The organism is Micromonospora sp. NPDC049359 (assembly GCF_044466585.1).
Taxonomy (GTDB): domain Bacteria; phylum Actinomycetota; class Actinomycetes; order Mycobacteriales; family Micromonosporaceae; genus Micromonospora.
Genome location: NZ_JBITMW010000018.1, coordinates 1 through 24,355 on the forward strand (window position 1 = coordinate 1; position 24,355 = coordinate 24,355).

A 24,355-nucleotide genomic window follows, 5' to 3' on the forward strand; every position below is an offset into this window, starting at 1 on the left:
CCGGGCGGGACCGGGCGGGACCGGGCGGGACCGGGCGGGACCGGGCGGGACCGGGCGGGACCGGGCGGGACCGGGCGGGACCGGGCGGGACCGGGCGGGACCGGGTGGGACCGGGTGGGACCGGGTGTGCAGTTGACGCATTGAGGTGGGCTGATGAGAATGGGCGACGGAGTCAGGTAGGGCCACCGGGCCGAGGGCGCCGACGGCGAGCATCGCCGTCGAGGATCGGCCGGTGAGCTGCCGCGAGTTTCCCGTCCGCGTGACATGGGCCGTCGCGCACTGTCCGCGTACCCCCGAAGGGGCCGTGATGTGCGCACGGCCGCCTGCCGACGTCGTCGATGGACGGCGTCGTGCGTCCGAAGTGGAGCTCGAATGACCCGTACGAAAGCTCTCGGCAGCGCGCTGACCGCGCTCGCCACCGCCGCGGCCGGCGTGTTCCTCGCCGCCACCGTCAGCACCACCCCGGCTTCCGCCGCCGGTACCGGAACCGGTTATCTGCACACGAACGGTAGCCAGATCGTGGACAGCACCGGGGCCACGGTCCGGTTGACCGGCATCAACTGGTTCGGCATGGAGACCGACAACAAGACCTTCCACGGGCTCTGGTCGAGCAATCCGTGGCGGGGTCAGCTCGACACGATGGCCCGGCTGGGCTACAACACGCTGCGGGTGCCGTACTCGAACGACGCGCTGAAGGCGGGCGCGACCGCCACCGGGATCAACGACTTCGTCAACCCGGACCTGGTGGGGCTGTCGCCGTTGCAGATCCTGGACAAGGTGATCGCCTACGCCGGCAGCAAGGGGATGCGGATCATCCTGGACCGGCACCGGCCGACGTCGGCGGGGCAGTCGCCGCTGTGGTACACGTCGACGGTCTCCGAGGCGACCTGGATCAACGACTGGAAGATGCTCGCCCAGCGGTACGCGGGCAATCCGACGGTGATCGGCGCGGACCTGCACAACGAGCCGCACGCCGAGGGTACGAACCCGGCGGCCACCGGCGCGTGCTGGGGTTGCGGCGACACGGCGCGGGACTGGCGGCTCGCCGCGGAGCGGGCCGGTAACGCCATTCTCGGCGTGCAACCCAACTGGTTGATCTTCGTGGAGGGGGTGAGCTGCCCGAGCGGTGGTCTCTCCAACGTGTGGGACAACGACCCGAGCAACGACGAGGACTGCGGCTGGTGGGGCGGCAACCTGTCGAAGGCCGGTCAGTACCCGGTCCGGCTGAACGTGGCGAACCGGCTGGTCTACTCGCCGCACGAGTACGCGACGTCGGTGTACCGGCAGACCTGGTTCGACGCCCCGGACTACCCGGCGAACATGCCGGCGATCTGGGACAAGTACTTCGGTTACCTCTACAAGCAGAACATCGCCCCGATCATGATGGGTGAGTTCGGCAGCACCCTGGCCGACCCGAAGGACCGGGTGTGGCTGGAGAAGTTGATGGCGTACACCGGCACCGGCGTGACCGGGATGTCGTTCACCTACTGGTCGTGGAACCCGAACTCGGGTGACACCGGCGGCATCGCGCTGGACGACTGGACCAACATCAACACCACCAAGCAGGCGATCCTGCAGCCGTACCTGATCGCGCCGAGCGGCGGCGGACCCACCGGCGGGCCGACCGGCGGCCCCACGGGCGGGCCGACCGGCGGGCCGACGAGCGCGCCCCCCGGCGCCTGCACGGCCACCTACCGGCAGGTCAACGCCTGGCAGGGCGGCTTCCAGGGTGAGTTGACCGTGAAGAACACCGGCACTGCCGCAGTGAATCCGTGGTCGGCCACCTGGACCTGGCCGTCCGGCGTGACGCTGGGCAGCGGGTGGAACGCCACCGTCACCCAGTCCGGTACGACGGTCACGGCCGCCGCGCCCAGCCACGCGCCGTCTCTGGCGGCGGGCGCCTCGGTCACCGTGGGCTTCACCGCCAACGGTACGGCCAGCGCCCCGGCGACCGTGAAGCTCAACGGCGCGAGCTGTTGAGCAACCGAGGTGGTCGACGCCCACGCCGAGGGCGTCGGCCACCTCGGGCCGGGCGCACGCCGTGCCGGGCCGAGAGCCGGGCGCACGCCGGGCCAGGCCAGGGCAGGCGCACACCGAGCCCTCCGTAGGGCGGCGGACCAGGGCCGCACGGAGCATTTACATCAAGGTTCTTCTATGCTTCCATCGGGAAAGCGCTTGCCTTCGCTGCGGCCGGCGCGAACGCGGGAGCCGCTTCTTCGCACCGAAACGCACCGGCGGACCCGGGACCTGAGATCCCGGATCACCTAGCCGCCCACGGGCATGGGCGTCGCGACAGTGTGTCCGCCTCATCGAAAGGAAGCAGCATGCGCACAACACAGCGTCGGATGACGCTGCTCGCCACCACCGCCGCCGCGACCGCCGCGCTGGTCACCGGCGGTCTCCTGACGGCCGTGTCGGCCCAGGCGGCAGCCGGCTGTCAGGTCGCCTACTCGGTCGCCAGCCAGTGGCCGGGTGGGTTCACCGGCAACGTCACGGTCACCAACCTCGGCGACCCGGTCTCCGGGTGGACGCTGCGCTGGTCATACGGGGCCGGCCAGCAGGTCAGCCAGGCGTGGGGGGCCACCGTCACGCAGAGCGGCAGCCAGGTCTCCGCCGCCAACGTCGACTACAACGGCAACCTGGCCACCAACGGCAGCGCCTCGTTCGGCTTCAACGCGAGTTGGAACTCCAGCAACCCGGCGCCGACCAGCTTCACCCTGAACAACGTGGCCTGCACCGGCGGCACCACCACCCCGACCATCGCCCCACCGACCACCCCGGGCACGCCCACCAACCCGCCCACCACGCCGCCGATTCCCAGCGATCCGCCGCCGAGCGTTCCGCCGCAGACCGGCCTGGTCGGCTGGGCCACCCAGAACGGCGGCACCACCGGCGGTGGCGGCGCACCGGCGACCACCGTCACGAACGCCTCGGCGCTGACCAGCGCGCTGAACGCGACCGGGTCGGCGGTGATCCGGGTGTCCGGCACCATCTCCTGCTCGGGCATGCTGCGGGTGCGGTCCAACAAGACCATCCTCGGCAACTCCGGCGCGACGATCGTCGGCTGCGGGCTCAACGTCAGCGGTGACCGCAACGTCATCATCCGGAATCTGACCTTCCGGGACTGGAACGACGACGCGATCAACGTGCAGGAGTCGGCCACCAACATCTGGATCGACCACAACACCTTCAGCAACGGGTACGACGGCGCGGTCGACATCAAGCGCGGCTCGGACTTCGTCACGGTGTCGTGGAACCGGGTCTTCAACCACGACAAGACGATGCTGCTCGGGCACAGCGACGACAACGGCGCCCAGGACACCGGGCACCTGCGGGTCACGTACCACCACAACTGGTTCGACGGCAGCAAGCAGCGCAACCCCCGGGTGCGCTTCGGCAACCCGGTGCACGTCTACAACAACTACTACCGGGCCAACACCGGCTACGGCGTGGCCTCCACCGAGAACGCGGGCGTGCTCGTCGAGGGCAACTACTTCGAGAACGTCCCCGACACGTACCACCTCGGCGAGGCCGACTCCGGGCCGGGCCGGCTGGTGGCCCGCAACAACCACTTCGTCAACTCGCCCGCCGGCCAGACCGGTGGCAGCGTCGCCAGCATCCCGTACTCGTACCAACTGGACACCGCGAGCAACGTCAAGTCCATCGTGACGGGCGGCGCCGGCGCCGGTCGCATCACGGTCTGACCGTGGGTCGGTCGGGGTCCGCCGTGCCGGCGGGCCCCGACCTGCGTCAGTGCGCGGCGCAGCCGCCGGCGGGCGCGGGCGCGACCGCCGGGGCACCGACCGTGGGCAGTCCGAGCAACACCCCGGGGGTACGCGGGGAGCGCCCGGCCTCGGCGGCGTCACCGGCCCGGGTCCGGCGGTGCGACAGGGGCGCGCCGTCGGCGTTGAGGTGGTGCGGCGCGGCGTACGTGATCTCGGTGTGCACGATGTCGCCGGGCCGGATCGACCCGGCGAAGCTGCCGGCGTCGAAGTGCACGAGACGACCGTCGCGGGCCCGGCCGGACAGCCGCCCGGTCCGCTCGTCCTTGCGCCCCTCGCCGACCGCGACCAGCACCTCGACGGTCTCCCCCACCAGGCGCTTGTTCTCCGCCCAGGTGATCTCCTCGACGCAGGCGATCAGCCGCTCGTAACGCTCCTGCACGACCTGCTTGGGCAGTTGGCCGTCCATGGTGGCGGCGGGGGTGCCAGGGCGCTTGGAGTACTGGAAGGTGAAGGCCGACGAGAAGCGGGCCTCGCGCACCACGTCCAGCGTGCGCTGGAAGTCGGCCTCGGTCTCGCCCGGGAAGCCGACGATGATGTCGGTGGTGATCGCCGCGTCCGGCATCGCCGCCCGGACCTTCTCGATGATCCCCAGGTACCGCTCGGAGCGGTACGACCGGCGCATCGCCTTCAGCACGTCGTCGGAGCCGGACTGCAACGGCATGTGCAGCGAGTGGCACACGTTCGGGGTCTCGGCCATCGCGGCGATCACGTCGTCGGTGAAGTCCTTCGGGTGCGGGCTGGTGAACCGGACCCGCTCCAGGCCGTCGATCTCACCGGTCGCGCGCAGCAGCTTGCCGAACGCGTACCGGTCGCCGAACTCGACGCCGTACGAGTTGACGTTCTGCCCGAGCAGCGTCACCTCCAGCACGCCCTCGTCGACGAGGGCGCGCACCTCGGAGAGGATGTCGCCGGGGCGCCGGTCCTTCTCCTTGCCGCGCAGAGAGGGCACGATGCAGAACGTGCAGGTGTTGTTGCAGCCCACCGAGATCGAGACCCAGCCGGCGTACGTCGACTCGCGGCGGGTCGGCAGCGTGGACGGAAAGACGTCCAGCGACTCCAGGATCTCCACCTCGGCGGCGGCGTTGTGCCGGGCCCGTTCCAGCAGGACCGGAAGCGCGCCGATGTTGTGCGTGCCGAAGACCACGTCCACCCAGGGCGCCTTGCGGACGATCTCGCCACGGTCCTTCTGCGCCAGGCAACCACCGACGGCGATCTGCATCCCCGGGTGCTTGTCCTTCACGGGGCGCAGATGACCGAGGTTGCCGTAGAGCCGGTTGTCGGCGTTCTCCCGCACCGCGCAGGTGTTGAAGACGACGATGTCCGGGGTGTCGTCGGCTTGGGGCGCGCGCACGTAGCCGGCCTGTTCGAGCAGGCCGGAGATGCGCTCGGAGTCGTGCACGTTCATCTGGCAGCCGTAGGTGCGCACCTGGTAGGTGCGCGGGCTGCCCGCCGCTGCGGTAGTCATGACCTGGACAGCGTATCCGGGTCGGCCGGATCACCCCGAACCGAGGAGCACCCGACATGTGCCGAAGCATCAAGACGTTGCGGGAGCCGTTCACCCCGCAGGTGACCGACGCGGACATCGAGGCGGCGGCGTTGCAGTACGTCCGCAAGATCTCCGGCTTCCGGGCGCCCGCCGCGCACAACGCCGCCGCCTTCGAGGCCGCCGTGGCCGCCGTGACCGAAGCCACCCGCACCCTGCTCGACCAGTTGGTCGTGCGGGGTGGGTCGAACGCCGCCGACCGGCCGGCCGCCACCACCCCGGGGCGCGGCTGACGCCCCGGCCCGGCCGGCTCGGCGTGAGCGGGCCCGGCCGGCTCGCTGGCGGTCAGGCCCGGCCGGCCCGGCGTGAGTAGGCCCGGCCGGCTCGGCGGCGGTCAGGCTGCGGCGAGGACCGGCGCGACGGTGTCGGGCGCCCAGCGGGAGCGGTGACACTGCGACCAACCCCGGCAGCCCGGGTCACCCAGCGAGCAGAGCCGTCGCCGGCTGAGCACCTCGCCGTCGTCGGTGTCCCGGACGTCGAAGTGCACCGGGCGGACCGTGCCGTCCGGTGCGACGAGCAGGTGCCGGCTGGCGTCCAACGTGTCGTCCCGCAGCAGGCAGTCCCGGCCCAGCAGCCGGGCCAGCGCGGCGATGCTGGCGTGCTCGGAGAGCCGCTCGGGCACCCCGTAACAGTCGATCACCGTCGGGAACTCGCCCGGCGCCTGCCAGACGTCACACACCACCGCGTACGCGGGCAGTCGCGCCGGGTCCGCCGCGGCCAGCGGCATCACCACCCGACCGAGCGCCTCGGCCAGCGCCGGGTAGACCTCCACGGGTCGGACCCGGTCGATTCTCCAGTTCCACAGCTCGGTCATTCCGCCTCCTCGCTGCGTTCGTCCCACCGGCCTCCGGATCGGGCCTTACTGACGATGGTGGGGGGCATATGACCTCAGCCGGGGACAAGTTACCGGTCTGTGACCATTCCGGGCAAAATTTCCCTGAGCGGCATTGCTCGGAGTAGCGGGAAGGTGACAGTTTATCGGGTATCGTGCGCCAGCCGAACCACCGGGCCAGCGTGTCCCGGCACCATCGGTAGCGGTTCGGTGGGCCGTGGGTCAGCGCAGGACGACCAGGTGCTCCCCGCGGGGCAGCAGCTCTCCCACCACCGGTGCGCCCGGCAGCTCACCCGCGACCAGCAGACCGCCGGACGTCTGCGCGTCGGCCAGCAGCAGCCGCTCTCCCTCGTCGGCCGCGCCGAAGTCCGTCCACGGGGTGACCCACTCCAGGTTGCGTCGGCTCCCGCCACTGACGTACCCGTCACGCAGCGCCTCGCGCACGCCCGCCAGGTACGGCACCCGGGCCGTGTCGATGGCCACCGTCAGCCGGCTGGCGCGGGCCAGCTTCGAGGCGTGCCCCAGCAGACCGAACCCGGTCACATCGGTGCCGCACCGGATGCCGGCGGCGACCGCGGCGCGGGCCGCGTCCCGGTTCAGCGCGCTCATCGAGGCGACCGCCTCCGGGAAGCTCTCGCCGGTGGACTTGTGTCGGGTATTGAGCACGCCCACACCGAGCGGCTTGGTCAGGGACAGCGGTATCCCGGCCCGGCCCGCGTCCAGAGTGATCAGCTCTTCGGGGCGTACGGTGCCGGTGACCGCGAGGCCGTACTTCGGACCGTCGTCGTCCACACTGTGCCCACCGGCCAGGTGACAGCCCGCCTCCCGGGCCACGTCCTGGCCACCGCGCAGCACCTCCCGCGCCAGTTCCAGCGGCAGCACGTCCCGCGGCCAGCAGAGCAGGTTCAACGCCACCAGCGGGATGCCGCCCATCGCGTACACGTCGGACAACGCGTTGGCCGCGGCGATGCGCCCCCAGTCGTACGCGTCGTCGACGACCGGGGTGAAGAAGTCCGCGGTGCTGACCAGGCCCGTACGCTCGTCCAGGCGGACCACCGCGGCGTCGTCGCCGTGGTCGAGGCCGACCAGCAGCTCGGCGGTGCCGGTGGCCGGGCCGAGACCGGCCACCATGGCCTCCAACTCGCCCGGCGGGATCTTGCAGGCGCAGCCGCCGCCGCGCGCGTATCGGGTCAGCCGTACGGGTTCGGTCATCCCCCCATGATCTCGGCAACGCCGTGCCACCGCCACCGTCGCGGCCCACCGGTGACCGAAACCGGACCCCCGTAGCCGATCGTGACCGGTGTTACCGCTCCGTGACCAACTGGGTTGCGTTCCGCCACATCATGCCGCCTACAGTTGCCCAACCGGGGGTCGACCGACCCCGATCCGGGGAGACGACAGGGACGGTGGACGACGTGACGACGGGCGAACCGCTCATCGTGCTGGACGCGGTCAACAAGTGGTTCGGACCGCTGCACGTGCTGGACGACGTCTCGCTGTCGGTGGGTCGGGGCGAGGTGGTCGTGGTCATCGGCCCGTCCGGCTCCGGCAAGTCGACGCTGTGCCGCGCCATCAACAGACTGGAACCGATCAACTCCGGCACCATCACCTTCGACGGTCAGCCGCTGCCGGCCGAGGGCAAGCCCCTCGCTCGCCTGCGCAGCGAGGTGGGCATGGTGTTCCAGTCCTTCAACCTCTTCGCCCACAAGACCATCCTGGAGAACGTCACCCTCGGGCCGGTCAAGGTCCGCAAGGAGAAGCCCGCCGTGGCCCGCGAGCGCGGTCTGGCCCTGCTCGACCGGGTCGGTATCGCCAACCAGGCGGACAAGTTCCCCGCCCAGCTCTCCGGCGGCCAGCAGCAGCGGGCGGCCATCGCCCGAGCGCTGGCCATGCAGCCCAAGGCGATGCTGTTCGACGAGCCCACCAGCGCCCTCGACCCGGAGATGGTCGGCGAGGTGCTGGACGTGATGACCTCGCTGGCGCGCGACGGCATGACCATGGTCGTGGTCACCCACGAGATGGGCTTCGCGCGGCACGCCGCCAACCGGGTCATCTTCATGGCCGACGGCCGGCTCGTCGAGGACGCCTCCCCGGCGGAGTTCTTCGAGAACCCGCGCAGCGAGCGGGCCAAGGACTTCCTCTCCAAGATCCTCACGCACTAGGCGTCCGTAGTGGAGCGCGCCGCACAAGGGCGGGCTCCGTCGAAGAAGGAGAAGAGTATGCGTATGACGCGCGTGGCGGCGGTCGCCATGATGGCCTCCCTCGCCCTTTCCGCCGCGGCCTGCGGCAAGGAGGGTGAGCCGACGCCGAGCGCCGGTGGCAACGCCTCCGGCGCCGCCCAGGGAGACACCTGCAAGAGCTCCGGCGCGACCTTCACCCCGAAGTCGGACGCTGCCGTCGCCGGCAGCCCGACCTTCGAAAAGATCAAGACGGCCGGCACGGTCTCCGTCGGGGTCAAGTTCGACCAGCCGAACCTCGGCTACAAGGACGCCCAGGGCAAGCGGTGCGGCTTCGACATCGAGATCGCCCAGTACGTCGCGAGCACGCTCGGCATCGACCCCGCGAAGATCCAGTACAAGGAGATCGCGTCGGCCAACCGGGAGACCGCGATCAAGGGTGGTGAGGTCGACTACTACGTCGGCACCTACTCGATCACGGACAAGCGCAAGAACGACATCTCCTTCGCCGGCCCGTACTTCGTCGCCGGCCAGGACCTGCTGGTCCGCAAGGACGAGTCGTCGATCACCGGCAAGGACACCCTCAAGGGCAAGAAGGTCTGCTCGGCCACCGGCTCGACGCCGATCCAGAGGGTCCGCGACGAGGGTCTGACCGAGGCGAACAACATCGTCGAGTTCAAGACCTACTCGGAGTGCGTCTCGCAGCTGCTGGACAAGAAGGTCGACGCCGTCACCACCGACGACGCGATCCTCAAGGGCTACGCGGCGCAGGACCCGGACGGACTCAAGGTGGTCGGCCAGCCGTTCAGCACCGAGAAGTACGGCATCGGCCTCCCGAAGGACGACAAGGCGCTGCGCGACTACGTCAACGACCAGATCGAGGCCGCCTTCACCAACGGCACCTGGCAGAAGATCTACGACGGCACGCTCGGACTCTCCGGCTCGGCCGGCACCCCGCCGAAGGTCGAGCGGTACTGATCGACCCGGCTCGACACGAGTAGCGGCGCCGGGCGGGGTTCGTCCCCGTCCGGCGCCCGTGGAGAGGGACTGAGAGCGAGGCATGGGCGAGTTCTTCCGCGTACTGACGGACAACGGGCAACTGTTCGTCGACGGGTTCACCAACACCGTCAAACTTTTCCTGATCGCCGCGGTCGGCAGCCTCGTCCTCGGCACGCTGCTCGGCGCGATGCGGGTCTCGCCCGTGCCGGCGCTGCGCGCGTTCGGCGCCACGTACGTCAACCTGGTGCGCAACACCCCGCTGACGCTGGTCTTCGCGTTCCTCGTGTTCGCGGTGCCGAAGCTCGACGTCAACTTCGACTACGACACCAGCGCCGCCATCGCGCTGACCGTCTACACCTCCGCGTTCGTCTGCGAGGTGATCCGCTCCGGCGTCAACACGGTCGCCGCCGGGCAGGCCGAGGCGGCCCGCGCCCTGGGCATGACCTTCGGTCAGGTACTCACGCTCATCGTGCTGCCGCAGGCGCTGCGCGCGATGGTCCCGCCGATGGTCAGCGTGTTCATCGCCATGCTGAAGAACACCACCATCGCCGCCGGCTTCTCGGTGCTGGAAGCGGGCGCGATCCCCGCGTACATGGCCGAGCGGGGCGAGCCGCAGTTCGCCGTCCTGCTCTGGATCACCATCGGCTTCCTGATCCTGATCCTGCCGCTGGTGGCGTTGCAGCGGTTCCTCGAACGCAAGTGGCGGGTGGCACGGTGAGCCCGGCTACGGCGAACGGAAGGTGCGCGGTGAGCGCGAGGAGTGAGCTTGCGAGCCCCGCAGTCGCGAACGGAGGGTGGCTGAGTTGAGCCAGGCGTCGATTCTCTACGACCTGCCCGGTCCCCGCGCCAAGCGGCGCAACGCGATCCTGGGCGTCGTCTCCACCGCCGGCATCATCGCCCTGCTCGCCTACATCGGCTACAAGTTCGCCGACACCGGGCAGTTCGAGGCTCGCAAGTGGGAGCAGTTCCAGTACGCCTCGGTGCAGCGCGAGCTGCTCGGCGGCCTGTGGGCCACGCTGAAGGCCGCCGGCATCGCCGCGGTCCTGGCGCTGCTGTTCGGCGCAATCTTCGCCAGCGGCCGCCTCAGCGACAAGTGGATCCTGCGGGCCCCGTCGACGTTCGTGGTGGAGCTGTTCCGCGCGATCCCCCTGCTGATCCTGATCTTCTTCGGCTACTACGTGCCGCTGCAGTACGGCTGGTCGATCGACAAGCTGTGGGCGCTGGTCATCGGGCTGATGCTCTACAACGGCTCGGTGCTCGCGGAGATCTTCCGCGCCGGCATCAACGCGGTGCCGTACGGGCAGACCGAGGGCGCGTACGCGATCGGCTTGCGCAAGAACCAGGTACTGCGGCTCATCCTGCTGCCGCAGGCCGTCCGGTCGATGCTCCCGGCGATCGTCAGCCAGCTCGTCGTGCTGCTCAAGGACACCGCGCTGGGCTTCATCATCACGTACCCCGAGCTGCTGTTCGCCGGGAAGCAGATCGGCGGCCGGTTGCCGTTCGGGCTGCCGTACGTGCCGACGTACCTGATCGTGGCGGCCGTCTACATCACGATCTGCGGGCTGCTGTCGATCTTCGCGTGGTGGTTGCAGCGGCGGCTGGGCCGCATGCCGCGAACTGCGGCCAAGATAGTGCCGTCCCAGGACTTCGGTCGAGACTCAACGGCGATGATCTGACCGGACGACCGCCTGGAGTGTGATCGACCCAGTTTCGCCAATATCGGGGTGTCCCCATTGAGGGGACACCCCGATATTGCTGAATTCGTGGTGATCGTGTCGGAGGGTCAGCGGGCGATCTCGGTGACCCGGGACTCGCGGACCACGGTGACCCGGATCTGACCCGGGTAGGTCAGCTCCTCCTCGATCTGCTTGGCCACGTCACGGGCCAGCACGGCCGCCCCGATGTCGTCGACGTCGTCCGGCTTGACCATCACCCGGATCTCCCGGCCGGCCTGCATGGCGAAGACCTTGTCCACGCCGAGCTTGCCGGCCGCGATCTCCTCGATCCGCTCCAGCCGCTTGACGTACGCCTCGAGGCTCTCCCGGCGCGCGCCCGGCCGACCACCGGAGCAGGCGTCGGACGCCTGGGTGAGGACGGCCTCGATGGTCTGTGGCGGCACCTCGTTGTGGTGCGCCTCGATGGCGTGCACCACGTCCTCGTGCTCGCCGTACTTGCGGGCCAGGTCGGCGCCGATGATGGCGTGGCTGCCCTCGACCTCGTGGGTGAGCGCCTTGCCGATGTCGTGCAGGAACGCCGACCGCTTGATGGTGGGCACGTCCAGCCGCAGCTCGGCGGCCATGATGCCGGCGATGTGTGCGGTCTCCACGAGGTGCTTGAGCACGTTCTGGCCGTACGACGTGCGGTAGCGCAGCCGGCCCAGCAGGGTCACCAGCTCCGGGTGGATCTCGGTGATACCCACCTCGACCAGGGCGTCCTCGGCGGCGCGCAGGCAGAGCTGCTCCACCTCCTGGCGGGCCAGGTCGTAGACCTCCTCGATCCGGTGCGGGTGGATCCGCCCGTCCAGCACGAGCTTCTCGAGGGTGAGCCGGCCGACCTCGCGGCGCACCGGGTCGAAGCAGGAGAGCAGCACGGCCTCGGGGGTGTCGTCGATGATCAGGTTGACGCCGGTGACCGACTCGAAGGCCCGGATGTTGCGGCCCTCGCGGCCGATGATGCGGCCCTTCATCTCGTCCCCGGGCAGGTGCAGGACGCTCACCACGCTCTCGGCGGTCTGTTCGCTGGCGACCCGCTGAATCGCGTCCACCACGATGTGCCGGGCCCGCTGCTCGGCGGTGTTGCGCGCGTCGGACTCGATGTCGCGCACCAGGAGCGCCGCCTCCCGCTTGGCGGACGTCTCGATCGCCTCGATCAGCTCCAGCCGGGCGGACTCGGCGGTGAGGCCGGCCACCCGCTCCAGCTCCCGGCGGCGCAGCTCCTCGGCCTCGGCCAGCTCGGTCTCGCGCTGGGCGAGCGCGGACTCCCGGGCGGCGAGGGCGGCGCCCGCCGCCGTGAGCTGCCGCTCCCGCTCGGCGAACCGCTCCACCTCCTCGGTGTGCAGCCGCTCCCGCTCGTCCATCCGGGCCGCCCGCCGCTCCACCTCGGCGGCCTGTTCGCGGGTCGTGGCGGCGAGCACCGCGACCTCCCGCTCGCCGCTGCGGCGCGCGGCCGTGCGGAGCTGCTCGGCGTCCGCCTCGGCCTGCTTGTGCGCCCGTTCCAGCACGGTGTCCGCCTCGGCGCGGGCGTCGTCGAGCACTCGCCGGGCCTCGGCCCGGGCCGCCTTCGCCTCGGCTTTGGCCGCCGCCGCTTCGGCGCGGGCCGCGGAGGCGGCGGACTTCGCCACGTCGATCGTGCTGTTCGCCTGGTCGGCCGCGTCGCGCAGGGCGGCCAGGGACTGCTCCTGACGGTCCTTCTCGGCGATGAAGGCGGGATCCTCCGGGGCGGACGTCGAGCCGATCCGGCGCAGCGTCCGGATGCCGACCAGCACCGCCGCGACCACGACCACGGCGAGGATCAGGACGGCCGCGAGGAGCACCACGTCGAGGGCGTTCATGCCGGAACCCCGCGAGGTCCATCCGTGCGCCTGTGCCGCCGCCCCGCCATGGCCGCCTCCCCTGAACGTCATGACCGCAGCGACTGTGCCCAGGGCACACTCCTGCGGCTGTGGACGCCCGACCGGAGCGGCTGGCCGTAGATAGCTCTCTCCGCCGGCGGTGCCCTCGGGCATCGTCGGCGACCGGGTGCAGTTGTCGCGACGTCCCGGACCGGCCAGTCCGGAACTGCCGCCAAAGGCCGTGGAGCCGGCCAAAGTGATGCTGTTCTGTTACGAGATCTATGTTGTGCGCTTAGCCTGCAATGGTCGGGCAATGTGAGCCTGTATGGCGAGGCTAGGTCTCCGAGGGCGGTCTGGTCAAGGACTCATGATCAAACCCCCCGAACGGAGAGAAGTTGCAGCGTCACGCAAAGCTGATGTCGTGTCGGACACGGCAGGACAAAGGCGGCGAGCCGACGCCTCGATTCGACCGTCGTGCCTGTTCAGCGACCGCACAGGTCCGCCGACGGGCCGTCAATGTGACACCCGCGACCCGACGTCGGCCCGTCGCACCCGTCCCTGGGTCAGCGCGGGATCGACCGCAGGCTTTCAGCAGCATCGGGTCACACCCCTACCGCACTCGGCGCGTGCCGCTCAGTCGATCGCGCGGTTGTCCCGCTCCAGCTCGCCCTCGGCGTCGGCCAGGGCGTCGGCGTCGATCTGCTCGGCGAACTCGGCCGCCTCGGCGCTCTGCGCGGCGAGCGCGTCCTTCACCGCCCGGATGGCCACGCCGGGCGGGTAACCCTTGCGGGCCAGCATGCCCACCAGCCGGCGGAAGACCGCGTCCGGCTCACCCCGGGCGGTACGCAGTTTGCGCTCCACGAGGGCACGGGCGGTCTCCGCCTCGGTCTCCTCGTCCAACTCGCCCAACGCCTCGGTGGCCACCTCGCCGTCCACGCCCTTGCGGCGCAGCTCGTTGGCGAGCGCCCGGCGGGCAAGACCGCGCCCGGAGTGTCGACTCGACACCCAGGCTCGAGCGAACGCGGCGTCGTCGATGATGCCGACCTCGTCGTACCGGTCGAGCACGTCGGCCGACACCTCTTCGGAGATGCCCCGCTTGGCCAGCGCCCCGGCCAGCTCGGCGCGGGTACGCGGTCGCACGGCGAGTTGGCGCAGGCAGATCTCGCGCGCCAGCTCGGACTCGTCGCGCGGCGTGGACGCCTGCTCGTCGGCCGGCGACTCGGCCCGCCGGCCGCCCCGGCGAGGGCGCGGCGGAGCGGCGTCATCGCCCGTACGAGGCGGACTGGCATCCCAGCCCCGCCCCGTACGGGCGCGTCGTCCTGCCATCGGTCAGCGACCGGTCAGAAGTCGACCGGCGGCAGCTCCGGGCCACCGGCGGCGTCGCCCGCGCCGACCCCGACGCCGAGCTTCTCCAGGATCTTCTTCTCGATCTCGGCGGCCACGTCCGGGTTCTCCTTCAGGAACTCCCGGGCCTTCTCCTTGCCCTGGCCGAGCTGGTCACCGTCGTACGTGTACCACGCGCCGGACTTGCGGATGATCGCCTGCTCCACGCCGACGTCGATCAGCGAGCCCTCGCGCGAGATGCCCTTGCCGTACATGATGTCGAACTCGGCCTGCTTGAACGGCGCGGCCACCTTGTTCTTCACGACCTTGACCCGGGTGCGGTTACCGACCACGTCGGTGCCGTCCTTGAGGCTCTCGATGCGGCGCACGTCGAGCCGGACCGAGGCGTAGAACTTCAGCGCCCGACCACCGGTCGTGGTCTCCGGGCTGCCGAACATCACGCCGATCTTTTCCCGGAGCTGGTTGATGAAGATCGCCGTGGTGCCGGTGTTGCTGAGCACACCGGTGATCTTGCGCAGCGCCTGGCTCATCAGCCGGGCCTGCAGACCCACGTGGCTGTCGCCCATCTCGCCCTCGATCTCGGCGCGCGGCACCAGGGCCGCCACCGAGTCGATCACGATGATGTCGATCGCGCCCGAGCGGATCAGCATGTCGGCGATCTCCAGCGCCTGCTCGCCCGTGTCCGGCTGGGAGACCAGCATCGCGTCGGTGTCGACGCCGAGGGCCTTCGCGTACTCCGGGTCGAGCGCGTGCTCGGCGTCGATGAAGGCGGCGATGCCGCCGGCCCGCTGGGCGCTGGCCACCGAGTGCAGGGCCACCGTGGTCTTACCGCTGGACTCGGGGCCGTAGATCTCGACCACCCGGCCGCGCGGCAGGCCGCCCACGCCGAGCGCCACATCGAGCGCGATGGAACCGGTCGGGATCACGGCGGTCTGGACGACCGGCCGCTCTCCCAGCCGCATCACCGAGCCCTTGCCGAACTGCTTGTCAATCTGAGCGAGAGCAAGGTCGAGTGCCTTCTCCCGGTCAGGCCCTGCTGCCATGGTTGCCACCCCTGCCTTCGCCGGCGTCTTTGCTGAGCTTCGCGTCACGCGGACACGCTAGGCGCTAGGTCCGACAGAAAACCAGCCGACGGGCCGCGAGCTGTGGACGAGCACCCCGCTGTGGACAATAGCCGAACAGGTGTACGACTCGACAAGCGACACGCGGACCCGACGAAAAGGCTGCTCAGCGTAGTCGCGCGGGCACGCGGTCGGGATACGCGGCGCAGACCGCCCGCCACACCACGTTCGTCCGCTCCCCCGCCGCCAACGCCTGCTCGACGGTCCGGCCGTCAAGCTGGGACAGCACCTGATCCCGGGCGATGCTGGCCGCGTAACCCGGCCCGAACGCCTCCTCCAACCGCGCCCAGAAGTCGGTCAGCCGCACGTGATCAATCCTCCTCACCCGGCGCCCCGGTCGGCACCGGGCGCAACGCTAGCGCCACCAGGGGCACGGTCGCGACCGCCGCGAGCAGGGTGAGCACGGGATAACCGGCCACCTGCATGACAAACCCGCTGAGCACCGCGGCACCCGCGCCCGCCAACCCCATGATCAGGTCCGAGAATCCCTGGACGCTCGGCCGCACATCGGCCGACACCGACTCGGAGAGCAGCGTCGAGCCGGCCACCATCGTCCCCGACCAGCCCAGCCCGAGCAGGACGAGACCGACCGAGAGCCGAGGCGTGTGGTGCCCGGCGGTGCCGGCCACCGCGCAGGCGGCCAGCAGCAGTCCGACCCCGCCCAGGATCACCGCCCGCCGGCCGAGCCGGTCGGTGAGCCAGCCGACGAGCGGGGAGAACGCGTACATGCCGGCGATGTGCAGACTCAGCACGATCCCGACCAGCCGCAGCACGTCGGCGTCGGCGTGCGACTCACCGAGCCGCACCGGGGTCATCGCCATCACCGCCACCATCACCAGGTGACCCACCGCCACCGCGGCGATGCCGAGCCGGGCGGCGGGCTGAGCGCGTACCACCGACCAGGCCGCCCGCATCCCGGCGCCGCGCGGCGCGCGGGCACCGACCGGCGCGGCGGCCGGCCCGACGCCACCGCCCGCCGGCGACCCGGCGGTCCCGGCGGTGGGGGCGGTCGCCGCCGCCGCACCGCCCGGCGGCACGGCGGCGACCGGCCCGGGACCGTCGGGCACGGATGCGGCGTCGGCCGCCGCGAGTCGCCGCGCGGTGAGCAGCGGGTCGGGCCGCAACAGGCCGAGGAGTACGACGGCAGCCAGCACGAACGCCGCCGCGCTGAACGCGAACGGACCGGCCAGCGCGGGCAGCCCCCAGCCGGTGGTCACCCGGTCGGCCAGGGCGGCGAAGTTCGGCGCGGCCACCGCGCCGATGGTGGTGGCCCAGACGATCAATGAGAGCTGGCGACCTCGACGGGCCGGCTCGGCGAGGTCCACGGCGGTGTAGCGGGCCTGGAGGTTGGCGGCGGTGCCGCCACCGAACAGCAGCATGCCGAGAAGGAGCAGCGGCACCGAGCGGGTGGCCGCCGCCAACACCACGAGGACGCCACCGACGGCGCCCACCGTGTACGCCAGCACCAGGCCGGGCCGGCGACCGTGCCGGGCCATGATCCGGGTGACCGGGACGGCGAGCAGCGCCGCGCCGACCACCCCGGCACTCTGCGCGATGCCGGCCAGCGCGGTGCCGGCCACCCGGGCGGCGAGCAGCGCGCCGACGGAGATGCCGATGGTCACGCCGATGCCACCGATGATCTGGGTGGTGACGAGCAGCCGCATGGTGCGCCGCTGAATCGGCGCGACGTCGAGTCGGGCGGCGGTACGCGGCTCGGTCAGGTCGGTGGCCATCGGCGCTCCTCGAGGACGGGGTTCCCATCCTCGCGCACCCACCCCGAACCCCGACGCCCCGCAGGCGGCGCTACCCGCCCCGCCCTGCCGCACGCCCGGACGCCCGGACGCACGCCCGCACGCCCGCACGCCCGCACGCCCGCAAGATCCGCGCAACTTCAGGGAAGTTGCTGGCTCGGCGCGCCGGGAAGCAGCAGGTTCCCCGAAGGTGCGCGGATCTTGGTCAGTACCGGCGGGGACGCGTGGACGTCAGCCGGTCATCACCCGCTGGTGCAGGGAGGACACCGCCGCGCGGGCCGCCACGAACGCGCCGTGCTGCCAGGCCACCTCGTGACTGAGCCAGTCCCCGGCGAAGTAGACCCGTCCGGCCGGCTGGAGCAGCCGGTCGTATCCGGCGGTGCCGTACCGGGGTGAGGTCCAGGCGCCCTCGATGTAGCGGGTCCGGTCCCAGGCGTGCGAGTACGAGCTGACCAGCTCGCTGCGGTACTTGTCGCCGTGGATCTTCACGCCCTGGCTGACCGCCCGCTCCTGGCGCAGCTCGGGGGTGAGCCCGCTGTAGGACCGAGCGTTCGCCCCGGTGTTGTAGTAGCCGACGACCAGACCCCGCTTGCCGTGGAAGCCGTAGGACGGGTACCAGATGTGCGACAGGTCCAGGTCGGTCTCGGTGATGCCGCCGTAGATCCGCTGGTCGGTCTCCCACCAGCGGCTGCGGTACTCCAGACCGATCTTGCCGGCGGCGGTGACGGGGAAGTCGGCCAGGGCGGCGGTCACGTCGACGCCGAGGTTGTGCGGCACCCGGGCCATCAGGTGCGGTGGCAGCGCGGCCACGCAGTAGTCGGCGGTGATCTGCGACAGCCGGCCGCCCTGGCGATAGGTCACCTCGACCCGGCTGCCCCGGTCCGTCACTCCGGTCACCTCGGCGTTGAGGCGGATCCGGTGCCCGCCGACGGCCTTGGCGAGGGCGCGGGGGATCTGGTCCATCCCGCCGACCGGCTGGAACATCAGCATGGCCTGGTCGTAGCCGAACTCGAAGGAGAAGTACCGGCCCACGTTGCTGGCGAAGACGTCGGAGAGCGCCGGCGGCGCGCCGAGCAGGCTGCCGACGTCGTTACCCGCGCCGGGGTACGTGGAGAAGCCGCGTCGGCTGGTCCCGGTGTACGCCCAGTCGCTGGCACGCCCGCCGATCGCGCCGAAGCTCTGCAGGAACGACAGCAGCCGCTCCCGGTCCTCGGTGGTGAGTCGCGCGTCCAGCGCGCCCTGGTCGGTGGCCTTCGCGAGCATCTCCGAGACGTACCCGTAGACGTCGGCCTTGGCGGTGCGGTAGCGGACCGGCTCGGTCATTCCGGCGGACTCGTTGTAGATCCAGGCGTCGGCGTTCTGGTTGGTGAAGACCTCGACGGGTACGCCCAGCTCCCGGCAGTAGTCCATGGTGACCATCCACTGTGCGATCCGGCCCGGCCCGGCGTTGAAGTAGACGCCGTCGGAGAAGCCGGCCCGCTGGGTGTGGCCGTCGAGGTCGGTCTCGACGTCGCCGCCACGGATGGTCAGGTTCCGCCCGCCGACGCGGTGCCGCGCCTCCAGGACCGTGCAGTGGTAACCCGCCTTGCCCAGCTCGTACGCGGCGGTGAGCCCCGCGATGCCGCCGCCCAGCACCACGACGCTGGCGCCCGGCCGCCCGGACAGCGTGAAGTCGGACGGCTCCGGCGCCCGGAAGGCCGGCGTCGGCGACGCGGCGGCGCTGGGCGCGAGACCCATGGCGCCCATCGTGGCGAGCATCGCGCCGGCCCCGCCGCTGACCCCGACCGCGCGCAGGAATCCACGCCGGCTCACCGTCGACTGCGTCTGATCACTCATGAACGCCTCCCCTACAAGATCGACTCACGTGAGTCTGTGGAGGGCGTGTTACACCGTTCACGCAACGCGGTTTCCAGTAGGTATCCGGTCTTCTGAATACCGTGGCGACCCTCAGGACGGTGGGTGCCGCGCCACCGAGCGGAGAACGCCGTCCAGGCCCTCCTCGAACAGCAGGTCGTCGCCCCACCGGGAGTCGTCGAGGTGGCCGGAGGCGTTGAGAGTCGGGTAGGCCTCGGCGTGGGCGGTGACATGGTCGCGGGCGGTGGCCCGCGTGTCCGGGTCGGCGCTCCTGCGCCAGGTGGCCTCGGTGAGCGAGGCGCCGATGACGTAGTTGGCCAGTGTTCGCGTGGCCACCGCGAGGTGGCGGCCACGGCAGCCGCCGCGTACCAGCGCCGCCTGGAGGAACTCGGTGCGGGCCAACACGTTGGGGCCGAGCATCGGACGCCCGACCAGGCCCGGCGCCCAGGGATGCCGGAGCATGGCGGAGCGCCAGCCGCGGACGAGGAGGCGGACGTCCTCCGGCCAGTCGTCGGTCGCGTCGGGGATCGGCACGTCGCCGAAGATCTGGTCCATCGCCAGGTCCAGCACGTCGTCCTTGGTCCGCACGTGCCAGTACAGGGCGGTCGCCGTCACGGTGAGGCGCTGGGCGAGGCTGCGCATCGTGAGGCCGTCGATGCCGTGCTCGTCGAGCAGGTCGACCGCCGCGCCCACGATCCGCTCGATCGTCAGTGGTGGCCGGCGCTGCGTCCGGGAGGGCTCCGGGCGTAGCCACACCGACGAGGGAGAACGGCGCTCTGTCATGCCGTCACCCTAATACGGTGGACAGGAAACTTAACGTCGGTAAGCTAGCTGAACATCCGTACACCGACCACCGCACGGAGGTCCCCTCATGCCTCTTCTGCGAGTCCACGTCGACACCGACCGGAGCACCGCTCGGCGCGTCCTGCACCTGCACCAGGAGGGCAGGAGCCATCACGAGTCGCGGGAGGCGGCCCGGGAACAGGCGTGGCGGCAGGGCCGGACCCTGGCGGGGGAGCCGGTCTTCGTCGGCGTCACGAACGGCCGCCGCAACGTCCAGTTGCTCTACGACGTCGAGGTCTACTCCGACACCGCCGGCTGACGCCCGGCCCGACGCGAGCGGGCGCGACGGCGCCGCGCGGCTATCCGGCGAGGGCGCGGGCGGCGACGGTGAGGTCGGCGACCAGCCCCTCGTACGCGGCGTCCTGGTCGTCGGCGCGCAGCACCGCGGACGGGTGGATGGTCGCCAGCAGCCGGGTCGGCGGAGCGTCGGCCAGCGCGCCGGCGCTGTCCACCGGGACCCGCTGGAAGTCCTCGGGGCGCTGGGCCGCCGCGGGCCAGGGCAGCAGTTCGCCGCGCTGCCTCGTGACCCGGAAGGACGGGCCGAGCAGCGCCTTGGCGGCGGTGGCACCGAGCACCACCACGATCGCCGGGTCGAGCCGGGCGAACTCGGCGACCAGCCAGGGACGGCAGGCGACGATGTGGATCCGGTCCGGCGTCTGGTGGATGCGCCGCTTGCCGCGCACCTCAAAACGGAAATGCTTCACGGCGTTCGTGAGGTACAGCGCGGCCGGGTCGAGGCCGGCGTCGTCGACGGCCCTGCGCAGCAGCCGACCGGCGGGACCGACGAAGGGCAGGCCCTTCTGGTCCTCCATGTCGCCGGGCTGCTCGCCCACGAGCACCACGCGAGCGCTCTCGTCACCCCGCCCGAAGACGGTCTGCGTGGCGTCCCGGTACAGCTCGCAGCCACGACAGTCGCCCGAGGCCGCCCGCAACCCCTCGATGGTGTCGGCCTCGGGAGGGATGAACCGCTGGGCGCCGGGGGCGGCGTCGGTCTGCTCGGCCATGCCGACTGTTATATACCTGTTCGGCCGGCCCTGCCGGATCTGCCTTAGGTGAGATCCGACGGTCCCCCCGTCAGTACCCGCCGCCACCGCCACCGCCACCACACGACGCGAGCGCGATCAGCACGATGATGATCACGATGACCGCGACCGCGACCCCGATCCAGAGCCCTCGATTGCCGCCTGAAGCCATGTCAGCCACCTCCACCGGCGCGCATACCCGCCACGGACCCGGCAAACCTCCCGCGGAGGTCGCCACGGGTCAGGTGGCGAAACCGGACGGTGGATCGGGACGGGTGGCGCGGGCCAGCGCGGCGGCCAGGGGCGTCAGGTCCGCCACGGCCAGGGAACTGACGGTGACGCGCACGGCGGGCGGGGCGGCGATCCGGTAGAGGGCGCCGGGCGCCACCACCCAGCCCGCGTCACGTAGCGCGGTGACCACGCTGGTCTCGTCCGGCACCGGCAGCCAGACGTTGATGCCGCTGCGGCCGTGGGCGGTCAGGCCGTGCTCGGCGAGCGCGGCCACCAGACCCGCGCGCCGCAGCTCGTAGCTCTGCGCCGCACGGCCCACCAGGTCGTCGACCGCCGGGTCCCGCCACAGGGCCAGCACCAGCCGTTGCAGCACGGTGGACACCCAGCCCGCGCCGACCCGCGTCCGGCCGGTCACCCGGGCCACGGTGGTCTCGTCGCCGGCCAGCACCGCCAGTCGCAGGTCCGGGCCGAAGGGTTTGCTCACCGACCGCACGAAGGCCCAGCTCGCGGTCGTGCCGGCAAGCGGGTGCAGGGGTACGCGGGCCAGCTCGGCGGCGTGGTCGTCCTCGATCAGCAGCAGGTCCCGTCGCCCGGCGAGCAGCGCGCGCAGTTCCTCGGCGCGGGCGGCGGAGACGGCCGCGCCGGTCGGGTTCTGGGCGCGGCTGGTGACCACCAGCGCCCGCGCGCCAGCGGTCAGCGCGGCCGCCACCCCGGCCGTGAGCGGCCCCTCGTCGTCCACCGGTACGCCGATCGGGCGCAGCCCGAGGGCGGCGACCAGGTCGAGCAGGTTGGCCCAGCCGGGGTCCTCCACCGCGACCGCGTCGCCGGGGCGCAGGTGGGCGCCGAGGAGGCGTTCGATGCCGTCCAGCGCGCCACCGGTGAGGGTGAGGTCGTCGGCGGGTACGCCGTCGGCGCGCAGCCGGGCGCGGGCGACCTCGGCCAACTCCGGGAGCACTCCGGCCTGCGAGTAGCCGATCGGTGGGCCGGCGTCGGCGGCGAGCGCGGCGAGGTGCGGACCGATCGGGGGCAGCAGCCGGGGGTCGGGCTCGCCCCGGGACAGGTCACGCGCGCCGGGCAGGGGCGCGGGGCGCAACGCGGAGCGACGGGCGGCCACCGGTGGCCGTGGGCGGACGCGGGTGCCGCGCCGGCCGGCGGTGGTGAGCACGCCACGCTGGCGCAGCTCCTGATAGGCGCGGGCGACGGTCGCCGGGCTGACGGCGAGGTCGGCGGCGAGGGCCCGCACCGGCGGCAGGGCCGCGCCGGGTGGCAGAGCGCCGGTGCGGATGCCCGATTCGATGCTGGCCAAAATCGTGGCGGCCGTCGTCCCGGTGAACTGATAGCGTGCTGACACAAACAGGAGATTGTACTAGAACAAAGGGGCGCGCATGTACCCATCCACCGCCCGGACCACCGCCACCCGTTCCCGCGAGCGGATGAGCTACGACCGCGAGGCGGCACACGCCGTCCTCGACGAGGCGTACCACTGCGCGCTCGGCTTCACCGTGGACGGCGAGCCCCGCGTACTGCCCACCCTGCACGTCCGCGTCGGCGACACCCTCTACCTGCACGGCTCCACCGGCAGTCGCCCGCTGCTCGCCGCCCGGGGCGACGGTCTGGCCGTCTGCGTCGCGGTCACGCTGCTCGACGGGCTGGTGTACGCCCGCTCCCAGTTCCACCACAGCGCCAACTACCGCTCGGTGGTCGCACACGGCACCGCCCGACTGGTCACCGACGCCACGGAGAAGAGCGCCATGCTCACCGCGCTCGTCGAGAAGGTGGGCGCGGGCCGCAGCACGGACAGTCGCCCGCCGAACCGGCGCGAACTGGCCGAGACCGCCGTGCTGGCGCTGCCGCTGCGCGAGGTGTCCGTCCGGTCGCGCACCGGCGGCGTCCGCGAGGACGAGGCCGACCTGCACCTGCCGCACTGGGCCGGCGTCCTGCCGCTACGGCTGACCGCCGGGCTGCCGCAGCCCGCCGCCGGGGTCGCCGCGCCGCTGCCGGCGTACCTGCGGACGATCCGTACGCCCTGGCACGACCCGGCGCCGCTGAGCGGCGAGCACGTCCGGCTGGAACCGCTGGACCTGGCGCACGCCGACGACCTGCACGCCGCCACCGCCGACGACGACGTCTGGCGGCACCTGACCGTTCCACGGCCCACCGAGCCGGCCGGGACCGCCGAGGTGATCGCCGCCGCGCTGGCCGCCCAGCAGCGCGGCGAGCGGGTGCCCTGGGTGCAGCGCTGCGCGGCGACCGGGACGGTGGTCGGCAGCACCTCGTACTACGAGATCGACCCGGAGCGGCGGTCGGTGGCGATCGGGCACACCTTCCTCGGCCGTCCGTGGTGGCGTACCGGGATCAACACCGAGGCCAAGCTGCTGCTGCTCGGCCGGGCCTTCGACGAGCTGGGCGCGGTACGGGTCGCCTGGCACACCGACATCCGCAACGTTCGGTCCCAGGCGGCCATCGAACGGCTCGGCGCGACCCGGGAGGGGGTGCTGCGGATGCACCGCCAGCGCCCGGACGGCTCATGGCGGGACACGGTGCAGTACGCGATGACCGTCGACGAGTGGCCGAACGCACAGGCCACGCTGCGGAAAAGACTTCGCCGTACGGCGTCGGTGGCGTGATGATGGCGGGCGTGCTGGGGATCACCGACATCTGGACGTACGTGCTGGGCACCGTGGCCATCATCCTGCTGCCCGGACCGAACTCGCTCTTCGTGCTCTCCACCGCCGCCAAGCGGGGCGTGGGGGCCGGCTACCGGGCCGCGGGCGGGGTGTTCGTCGGCGACGGGGTGCTGATGGTCCTCTCCGCCGCCGGGGTGGCGTCGCTGCTCAAGGCGTACCCACCGTTGTTCCTGGTGATCAAGTACGCCGGCGCGGCGTACCTCGGTTATGTCGGGCTGACCATGCTGCGCGGCGCCTGGCGGCGCTGGCGCGACCGCAACGACCCGACCACGCCGCGGCTGATCGACGCCGCGGAGCCGGCGCAGCTGCGCAGCCCGTTCCGCAAGGCGCTGGTGATCAGCCTGCTGAACCCGAAGGCGATCCTCTTCTTCATCTCGTTCTTCATCCAGTTCGTCGACCCCGGGTACGCGTGGCCGGCGCTGTCGTTCCTGCTGCTCGGCCTGATCGCCCAGGTCAGCAGCGCGCTCTACCTGACCGCGCTGATCTTCGCGGGGACGTTCCTGGCGGCCCAGTTCCGCCGCCGCCGTCGTCTCGCGGTGGGCGGCACCACGGCGGTGGCAACGCTCTTCCTAGCCTTCAGCCTCAAACTAGCCACCGCCAGCGCCGGCTGACCCCG

22 protein-coding genes are annotated in these 24,355 nt (G+C 71.6%); 10 read left to right on the top strand and 12 right to left on the bottom strand.

All coding sequences use genetic code 11. The annotated features are described in order from the left end of the window. Window positions 1-372 precede the first annotated feature (372 nt). A complete protein-coding gene (locus ACIBTX_RS30635; RefSeq protein WP_355053246.1) occupies window positions 373-1,980 on the top strand; it encodes a cellulase family glycosylhydrolase in 1,608 nt (535 codons plus the stop codon). Window positions 1,981-2,324: 344 nt separating this feature from the next. Then, entirely contained in the window at window positions 2,325-3,704 is a 1,380-nt protein-coding gene (locus tag ACIBTX_RS30640) for a cellulose binding domain-containing protein (protein WP_357175231.1), read from the top strand. Window positions 3,705-3,750: 46 nt separating this feature from the next. On the opposite strand, the gene miaB is transcribed toward ACIBTX_RS30640, so the two are convergent. Further along, window positions 3,751-5,250, bottom strand: coding sequence for a tRNA (N6-isopentenyl adenosine(37)-C2)-methylthiotransferase MiaB (gene miaB / locus ACIBTX_RS30645; protein ID WP_357122626.1), 1,500 nt, complete (start codon window positions 5,248-5,250; stop codon window positions 3,751-3,753). 56 nt (window positions 5,251-5,306) lie between these two features. Here miaB and ACIBTX_RS30650 point away from each other — a divergent pair, with 56 nt between their 5' ends. Next, a complete protein-coding gene (locus ACIBTX_RS30650) occupies window positions 5,307-5,561 on the top strand; it encodes a DUF2277 family protein (protein ID WP_396833336.1) in 255 nt (84 codons plus the stop codon). 101 nt (window positions 5,562-5,662) lie between these two features. Here the strand turns inward: ACIBTX_RS30650 and ACIBTX_RS30655 are convergent, their stop codons facing one another. Continuing rightward, window positions 5,663-6,142: a hypothetical protein gene (locus ACIBTX_RS30655; protein WP_357122620.1), complete on the bottom strand. Its 480-nt coding sequence runs from the start codon at window positions 6,140-6,142 to the stop codon at window positions 5,663-5,665. Window positions 6,143-6,382: 240 nt separating this feature from the next. Next, window positions 6,383-7,372: a selenide, water dikinase SelD gene (gene selD, locus ACIBTX_RS30660; RefSeq protein WP_396833337.1), complete on the bottom strand. Its 990-nt coding sequence runs from the start codon at window positions 7,370-7,372 to the stop codon at window positions 6,383-6,385. A gap of 194 nt (window positions 7,373-7,566) precedes the next feature. Between selD and ACIBTX_RS30665 the strand changes: the two genes are divergently transcribed. The 4 genes from ACIBTX_RS30665 to ACIBTX_RS30680 all read left to right on the top strand — a co-directional run bounded on the left by ACIBTX_RS30665 (window position 7,567) and on the right by ACIBTX_RS30680 (window position 11,012). Further along, complete coding sequence (locus ACIBTX_RS30665; protein WP_357122614.1) at window positions 7,567-8,322, top strand: amino acid ABC transporter ATP-binding protein; 756 nt, start codon at window positions 7,567-7,569, stop codon at window positions 8,320-8,322. A gap of 57 nt (window positions 8,323-8,379) precedes the next feature. Continuing rightward, a complete protein-coding gene (locus ACIBTX_RS30670) occupies window positions 8,380-9,315 on the top strand; it encodes a glutamate ABC transporter substrate-binding protein (protein ID WP_357398697.1) in 936 nt (311 codons plus the stop codon). Window positions 9,316-9,397: 82 nt separating this feature from the next. Then, entirely contained in the window at window positions 9,398-10,054 is a 657-nt protein-coding gene (locus tag ACIBTX_RS30675; RefSeq protein ID WP_357122608.1) for an amino acid ABC transporter permease, read from the top strand. Between the two features lie 85 nt (window positions 10,055-10,139). Further along, on the top strand, window positions 10,140-11,012 hold the full coding sequence (locus ACIBTX_RS30680; protein ID WP_357122605.1) for an amino acid ABC transporter permease: 873 nt from the start codon (window positions 10,140-10,142) through the stop codon (window positions 11,010-11,012). Between the two features lie 107 nt (window positions 11,013-11,119). On the opposite strand, the gene rny is transcribed toward ACIBTX_RS30680, so the two are convergent. From rny to ACIBTX_RS30715, 7 genes are all read right to left on the bottom strand, one after another. Then, window positions 11,120-12,886: a ribonuclease Y gene (gene rny / locus ACIBTX_RS30685; protein WP_357122602.1), complete on the bottom strand. Its 1,767-nt coding sequence runs from the start codon at window positions 12,884-12,886 to the stop codon at window positions 11,120-11,122. A gap of 633 nt (window positions 12,887-13,519) precedes the next feature. Continuing rightward, a complete protein-coding gene (locus tag ACIBTX_RS30690; protein ID WP_396833338.1) occupies window positions 13,520-14,212 on the bottom strand; it encodes a regulatory protein RecX in 693 nt (230 codons plus the stop codon). Between the two features lie 14 nt (window positions 14,213-14,226). Next, a complete protein-coding gene (gene recA, locus ACIBTX_RS30695) occupies window positions 14,227-15,273 on the bottom strand; it encodes a recombinase RecA (RefSeq protein ID WP_354884861.1) in 1,047 nt (348 codons plus the stop codon). Window positions 15,274-15,457: 184 nt separating this feature from the next. Continuing rightward, on the bottom strand, window positions 15,458-15,658 hold the full coding sequence (locus ACIBTX_RS30700) for a DUF3046 domain-containing protein (protein WP_357122594.1): 201 nt from the start codon (window positions 15,656-15,658) through the stop codon (window positions 15,458-15,460). A 4-nt stretch (window positions 15,659-15,662) separates the two neighbouring features. Beyond that, window positions 15,663-17,084 (bottom strand): MFS transporter, encoded by a 1,422-nt coding sequence (locus tag ACIBTX_RS30705; RefSeq protein WP_357122591.1) that lies wholly within the window; start codon window positions 17,082-17,084, stop codon window positions 15,663-15,665. A gap of 249 nt (window positions 17,085-17,333) precedes the next feature. Beyond that, window positions 17,334-18,938 carry an FAD-dependent oxidoreductase gene (locus tag ACIBTX_RS30710; protein WP_357122588.1) on the bottom strand — a complete coding sequence of 535 codons (1,605 nt, stop codon included), beginning with the start codon at window positions 18,936-18,938 and terminating at the stop codon, window positions 17,334-17,336. Window positions 18,939-19,049: 111 nt separating this feature from the next. After that, the gene (locus ACIBTX_RS30715; protein ID WP_363660432.1) at window positions 19,050-19,739 is read right to left on the bottom strand and encodes a TetR/AcrR family transcriptional regulator C-terminal domain-containing protein; all 690 of its coding nucleotides are present in this window, start codon (window positions 19,737-19,739) and stop codon (window positions 19,050-19,052) included. A gap of 88 nt (window positions 19,740-19,827) precedes the next feature. On the opposite strand from ACIBTX_RS30715, the gene ACIBTX_RS30720 reads away from it, so the two are divergent. Next, on the top strand, window positions 19,828-20,058 hold the full coding sequence (locus ACIBTX_RS30720) for a hypothetical protein (protein WP_357122582.1): 231 nt from the start codon (window positions 19,828-19,830) through the stop codon (window positions 20,056-20,058). Between the two features lie 40 nt (window positions 20,059-20,098). Here the strand turns inward: ACIBTX_RS30720 and ACIBTX_RS30725 are convergent, their stop codons facing one another. Together ACIBTX_RS30725 and ACIBTX_RS30730 are read right to left on the bottom strand one after the other, a co-directional pair. After that, window positions 20,099-20,803: a UdgX family uracil-DNA binding protein gene (locus tag ACIBTX_RS30725; protein WP_396833339.1), complete on the bottom strand. Its 705-nt coding sequence runs from the start codon at window positions 20,801-20,803 to the stop codon at window positions 20,099-20,101. Window positions 20,804-21,062: 259 nt separating this feature from the next. Continuing rightward, window positions 21,063-22,403, bottom strand: a complete 1,341-nt coding sequence (locus ACIBTX_RS30730; protein WP_396833340.1) for an aminotransferase class I/II-fold pyridoxal phosphate-dependent enzyme — start codon at window positions 22,401-22,403, stop codon at window positions 21,063-21,065. Window positions 22,404-22,437: 34 nt separating this feature from the next. On the opposite strand from ACIBTX_RS30730, the gene ACIBTX_RS30735 reads away from it, so the two are divergent. Then, complete coding sequence (locus ACIBTX_RS30735) at window positions 22,438-23,679, top strand: bifunctional pyridoxamine 5'-phosphate oxidase family protein/GNAT family N-acetyltransferase (protein WP_396833341.1); 1,242 nt, start codon at window positions 22,438-22,440, stop codon at window positions 23,677-23,679. Next, a complete protein-coding gene (gene leuE, locus ACIBTX_RS30740) occupies window positions 23,679-24,350 on the top strand; it encodes a leucine efflux protein LeuE (RefSeq protein ID WP_396833342.1) in 672 nt (223 codons plus the stop codon). The genes ACIBTX_RS30735 and leuE overlap by 1 nt, the downstream gene beginning before the upstream one ends. The last annotated feature ends 5 nt before the right edge of the window (window positions 24,351-24,355 follow it).

Bases quoted from the DNA above. Each gene is read 5' to 3' on its own strand.
- ACIBTX_RS30635 (WP_355053246.1), top strand. From the start codon at position 373: ATGACCCGTACGAAAGCTCTCGGCAGCGCGCTGACCGCGCTCGCCACC.
- ACIBTX_RS30690 (WP_396833338.1), bottom strand. From the start codon at position 14,212: ATGGCAGGACGACGCGCCCGTACGGGGCGGGGCTGGGATGCCAGTCCG.
- miaB (WP_357122626.1), bottom strand. From the start codon at position 5,250: ATGACTACCGCAGCGGCGGGCAGCCCGCGCACCTACCAGGTGCGCACC.
- leuE (WP_396833342.1), top strand. From the start codon at position 23,679: ATGATGGCGGGCGTGCTGGGGATCACCGACATCTGGACGTACGTGCTG.
- ACIBTX_RS30725 (WP_396833339.1), bottom strand. From the start codon at position 20,803: ATGGCCGAGCAGACCGACGCCGCCCCCGGCGCCCAGCGGTTCATCCCT.
- ACIBTX_RS30720 (WP_357122582.1), top strand. From the start codon at position 19,828: ATGCCTCTTCTGCGAGTCCACGTCGACACCGACCGGAGCACCGCTCGG.
- ACIBTX_RS30675 (WP_357122608.1), top strand. From the start codon at position 9,398: ATGGGCGAGTTCTTCCGCGTACTGACGGACAACGGGCAACTGTTCGTC.
- selD (WP_396833337.1), bottom strand. From the start codon at position 7,372: ATGACCGAACCCGTACGGCTGACCCGATACGCGCGCGGCGGCGGCTGC.
- ACIBTX_RS30640 (WP_357175231.1), top strand. From the start codon at position 2,325: ATGCGCACAACACAGCGTCGGATGACGCTGCTCGCCACCACCGCCGCC.
- recA (WP_354884861.1), bottom strand. From the start codon at position 15,273: ATGGCAGCAGGGCCTGACCGGGAGAAGGCACTCGACCTTGCTCTCGCT.
- ACIBTX_RS30650 (WP_396833336.1), top strand. From the start codon at position 5,307: ATGTGCCGAAGCATCAAGACGTTGCGGGAGCCGTTCACCCCGCAGGTG.
- ACIBTX_RS30715 (WP_363660432.1), bottom strand. From the start codon at position 19,739: ATGACAGAGCGCCGTTCTCCCTCGTCGGTGTGGCTACGCCCGGAGCCC.
- rny (WP_357122602.1), bottom strand. From the start codon at position 12,886: ATGAACGCCCTCGACGTGGTGCTCCTCGCGGCCGTCCTGATCCTCGCC.
- ACIBTX_RS30735 (WP_396833341.1), top strand. From the start codon at position 22,438: ATGTACCCATCCACCGCCCGGACCACCGCCACCCGTTCCCGCGAGCGG.
- ACIBTX_RS30670 (WP_357398697.1), top strand. From the start codon at position 8,380: ATGCGTATGACGCGCGTGGCGGCGGTCGCCATGATGGCCTCCCTCGCC.
- ACIBTX_RS30705 (WP_357122591.1), bottom strand. From the start codon at position 17,084: ATGGCCACCGACCTGACCGAGCCGCGTACCGCCGCCCGACTCGACGTC.
- ACIBTX_RS30710 (WP_357122588.1), bottom strand. From the start codon at position 18,938: ATGAGTGATCAGACGCAGTCGACGGTGAGCCGGCGTGGATTCCTGCGC.
- ACIBTX_RS30655 (WP_357122620.1), bottom strand. From the start codon at position 6,142: ATGACCGAGCTGTGGAACTGGAGAATCGACCGGGTCCGACCCGTGGAG.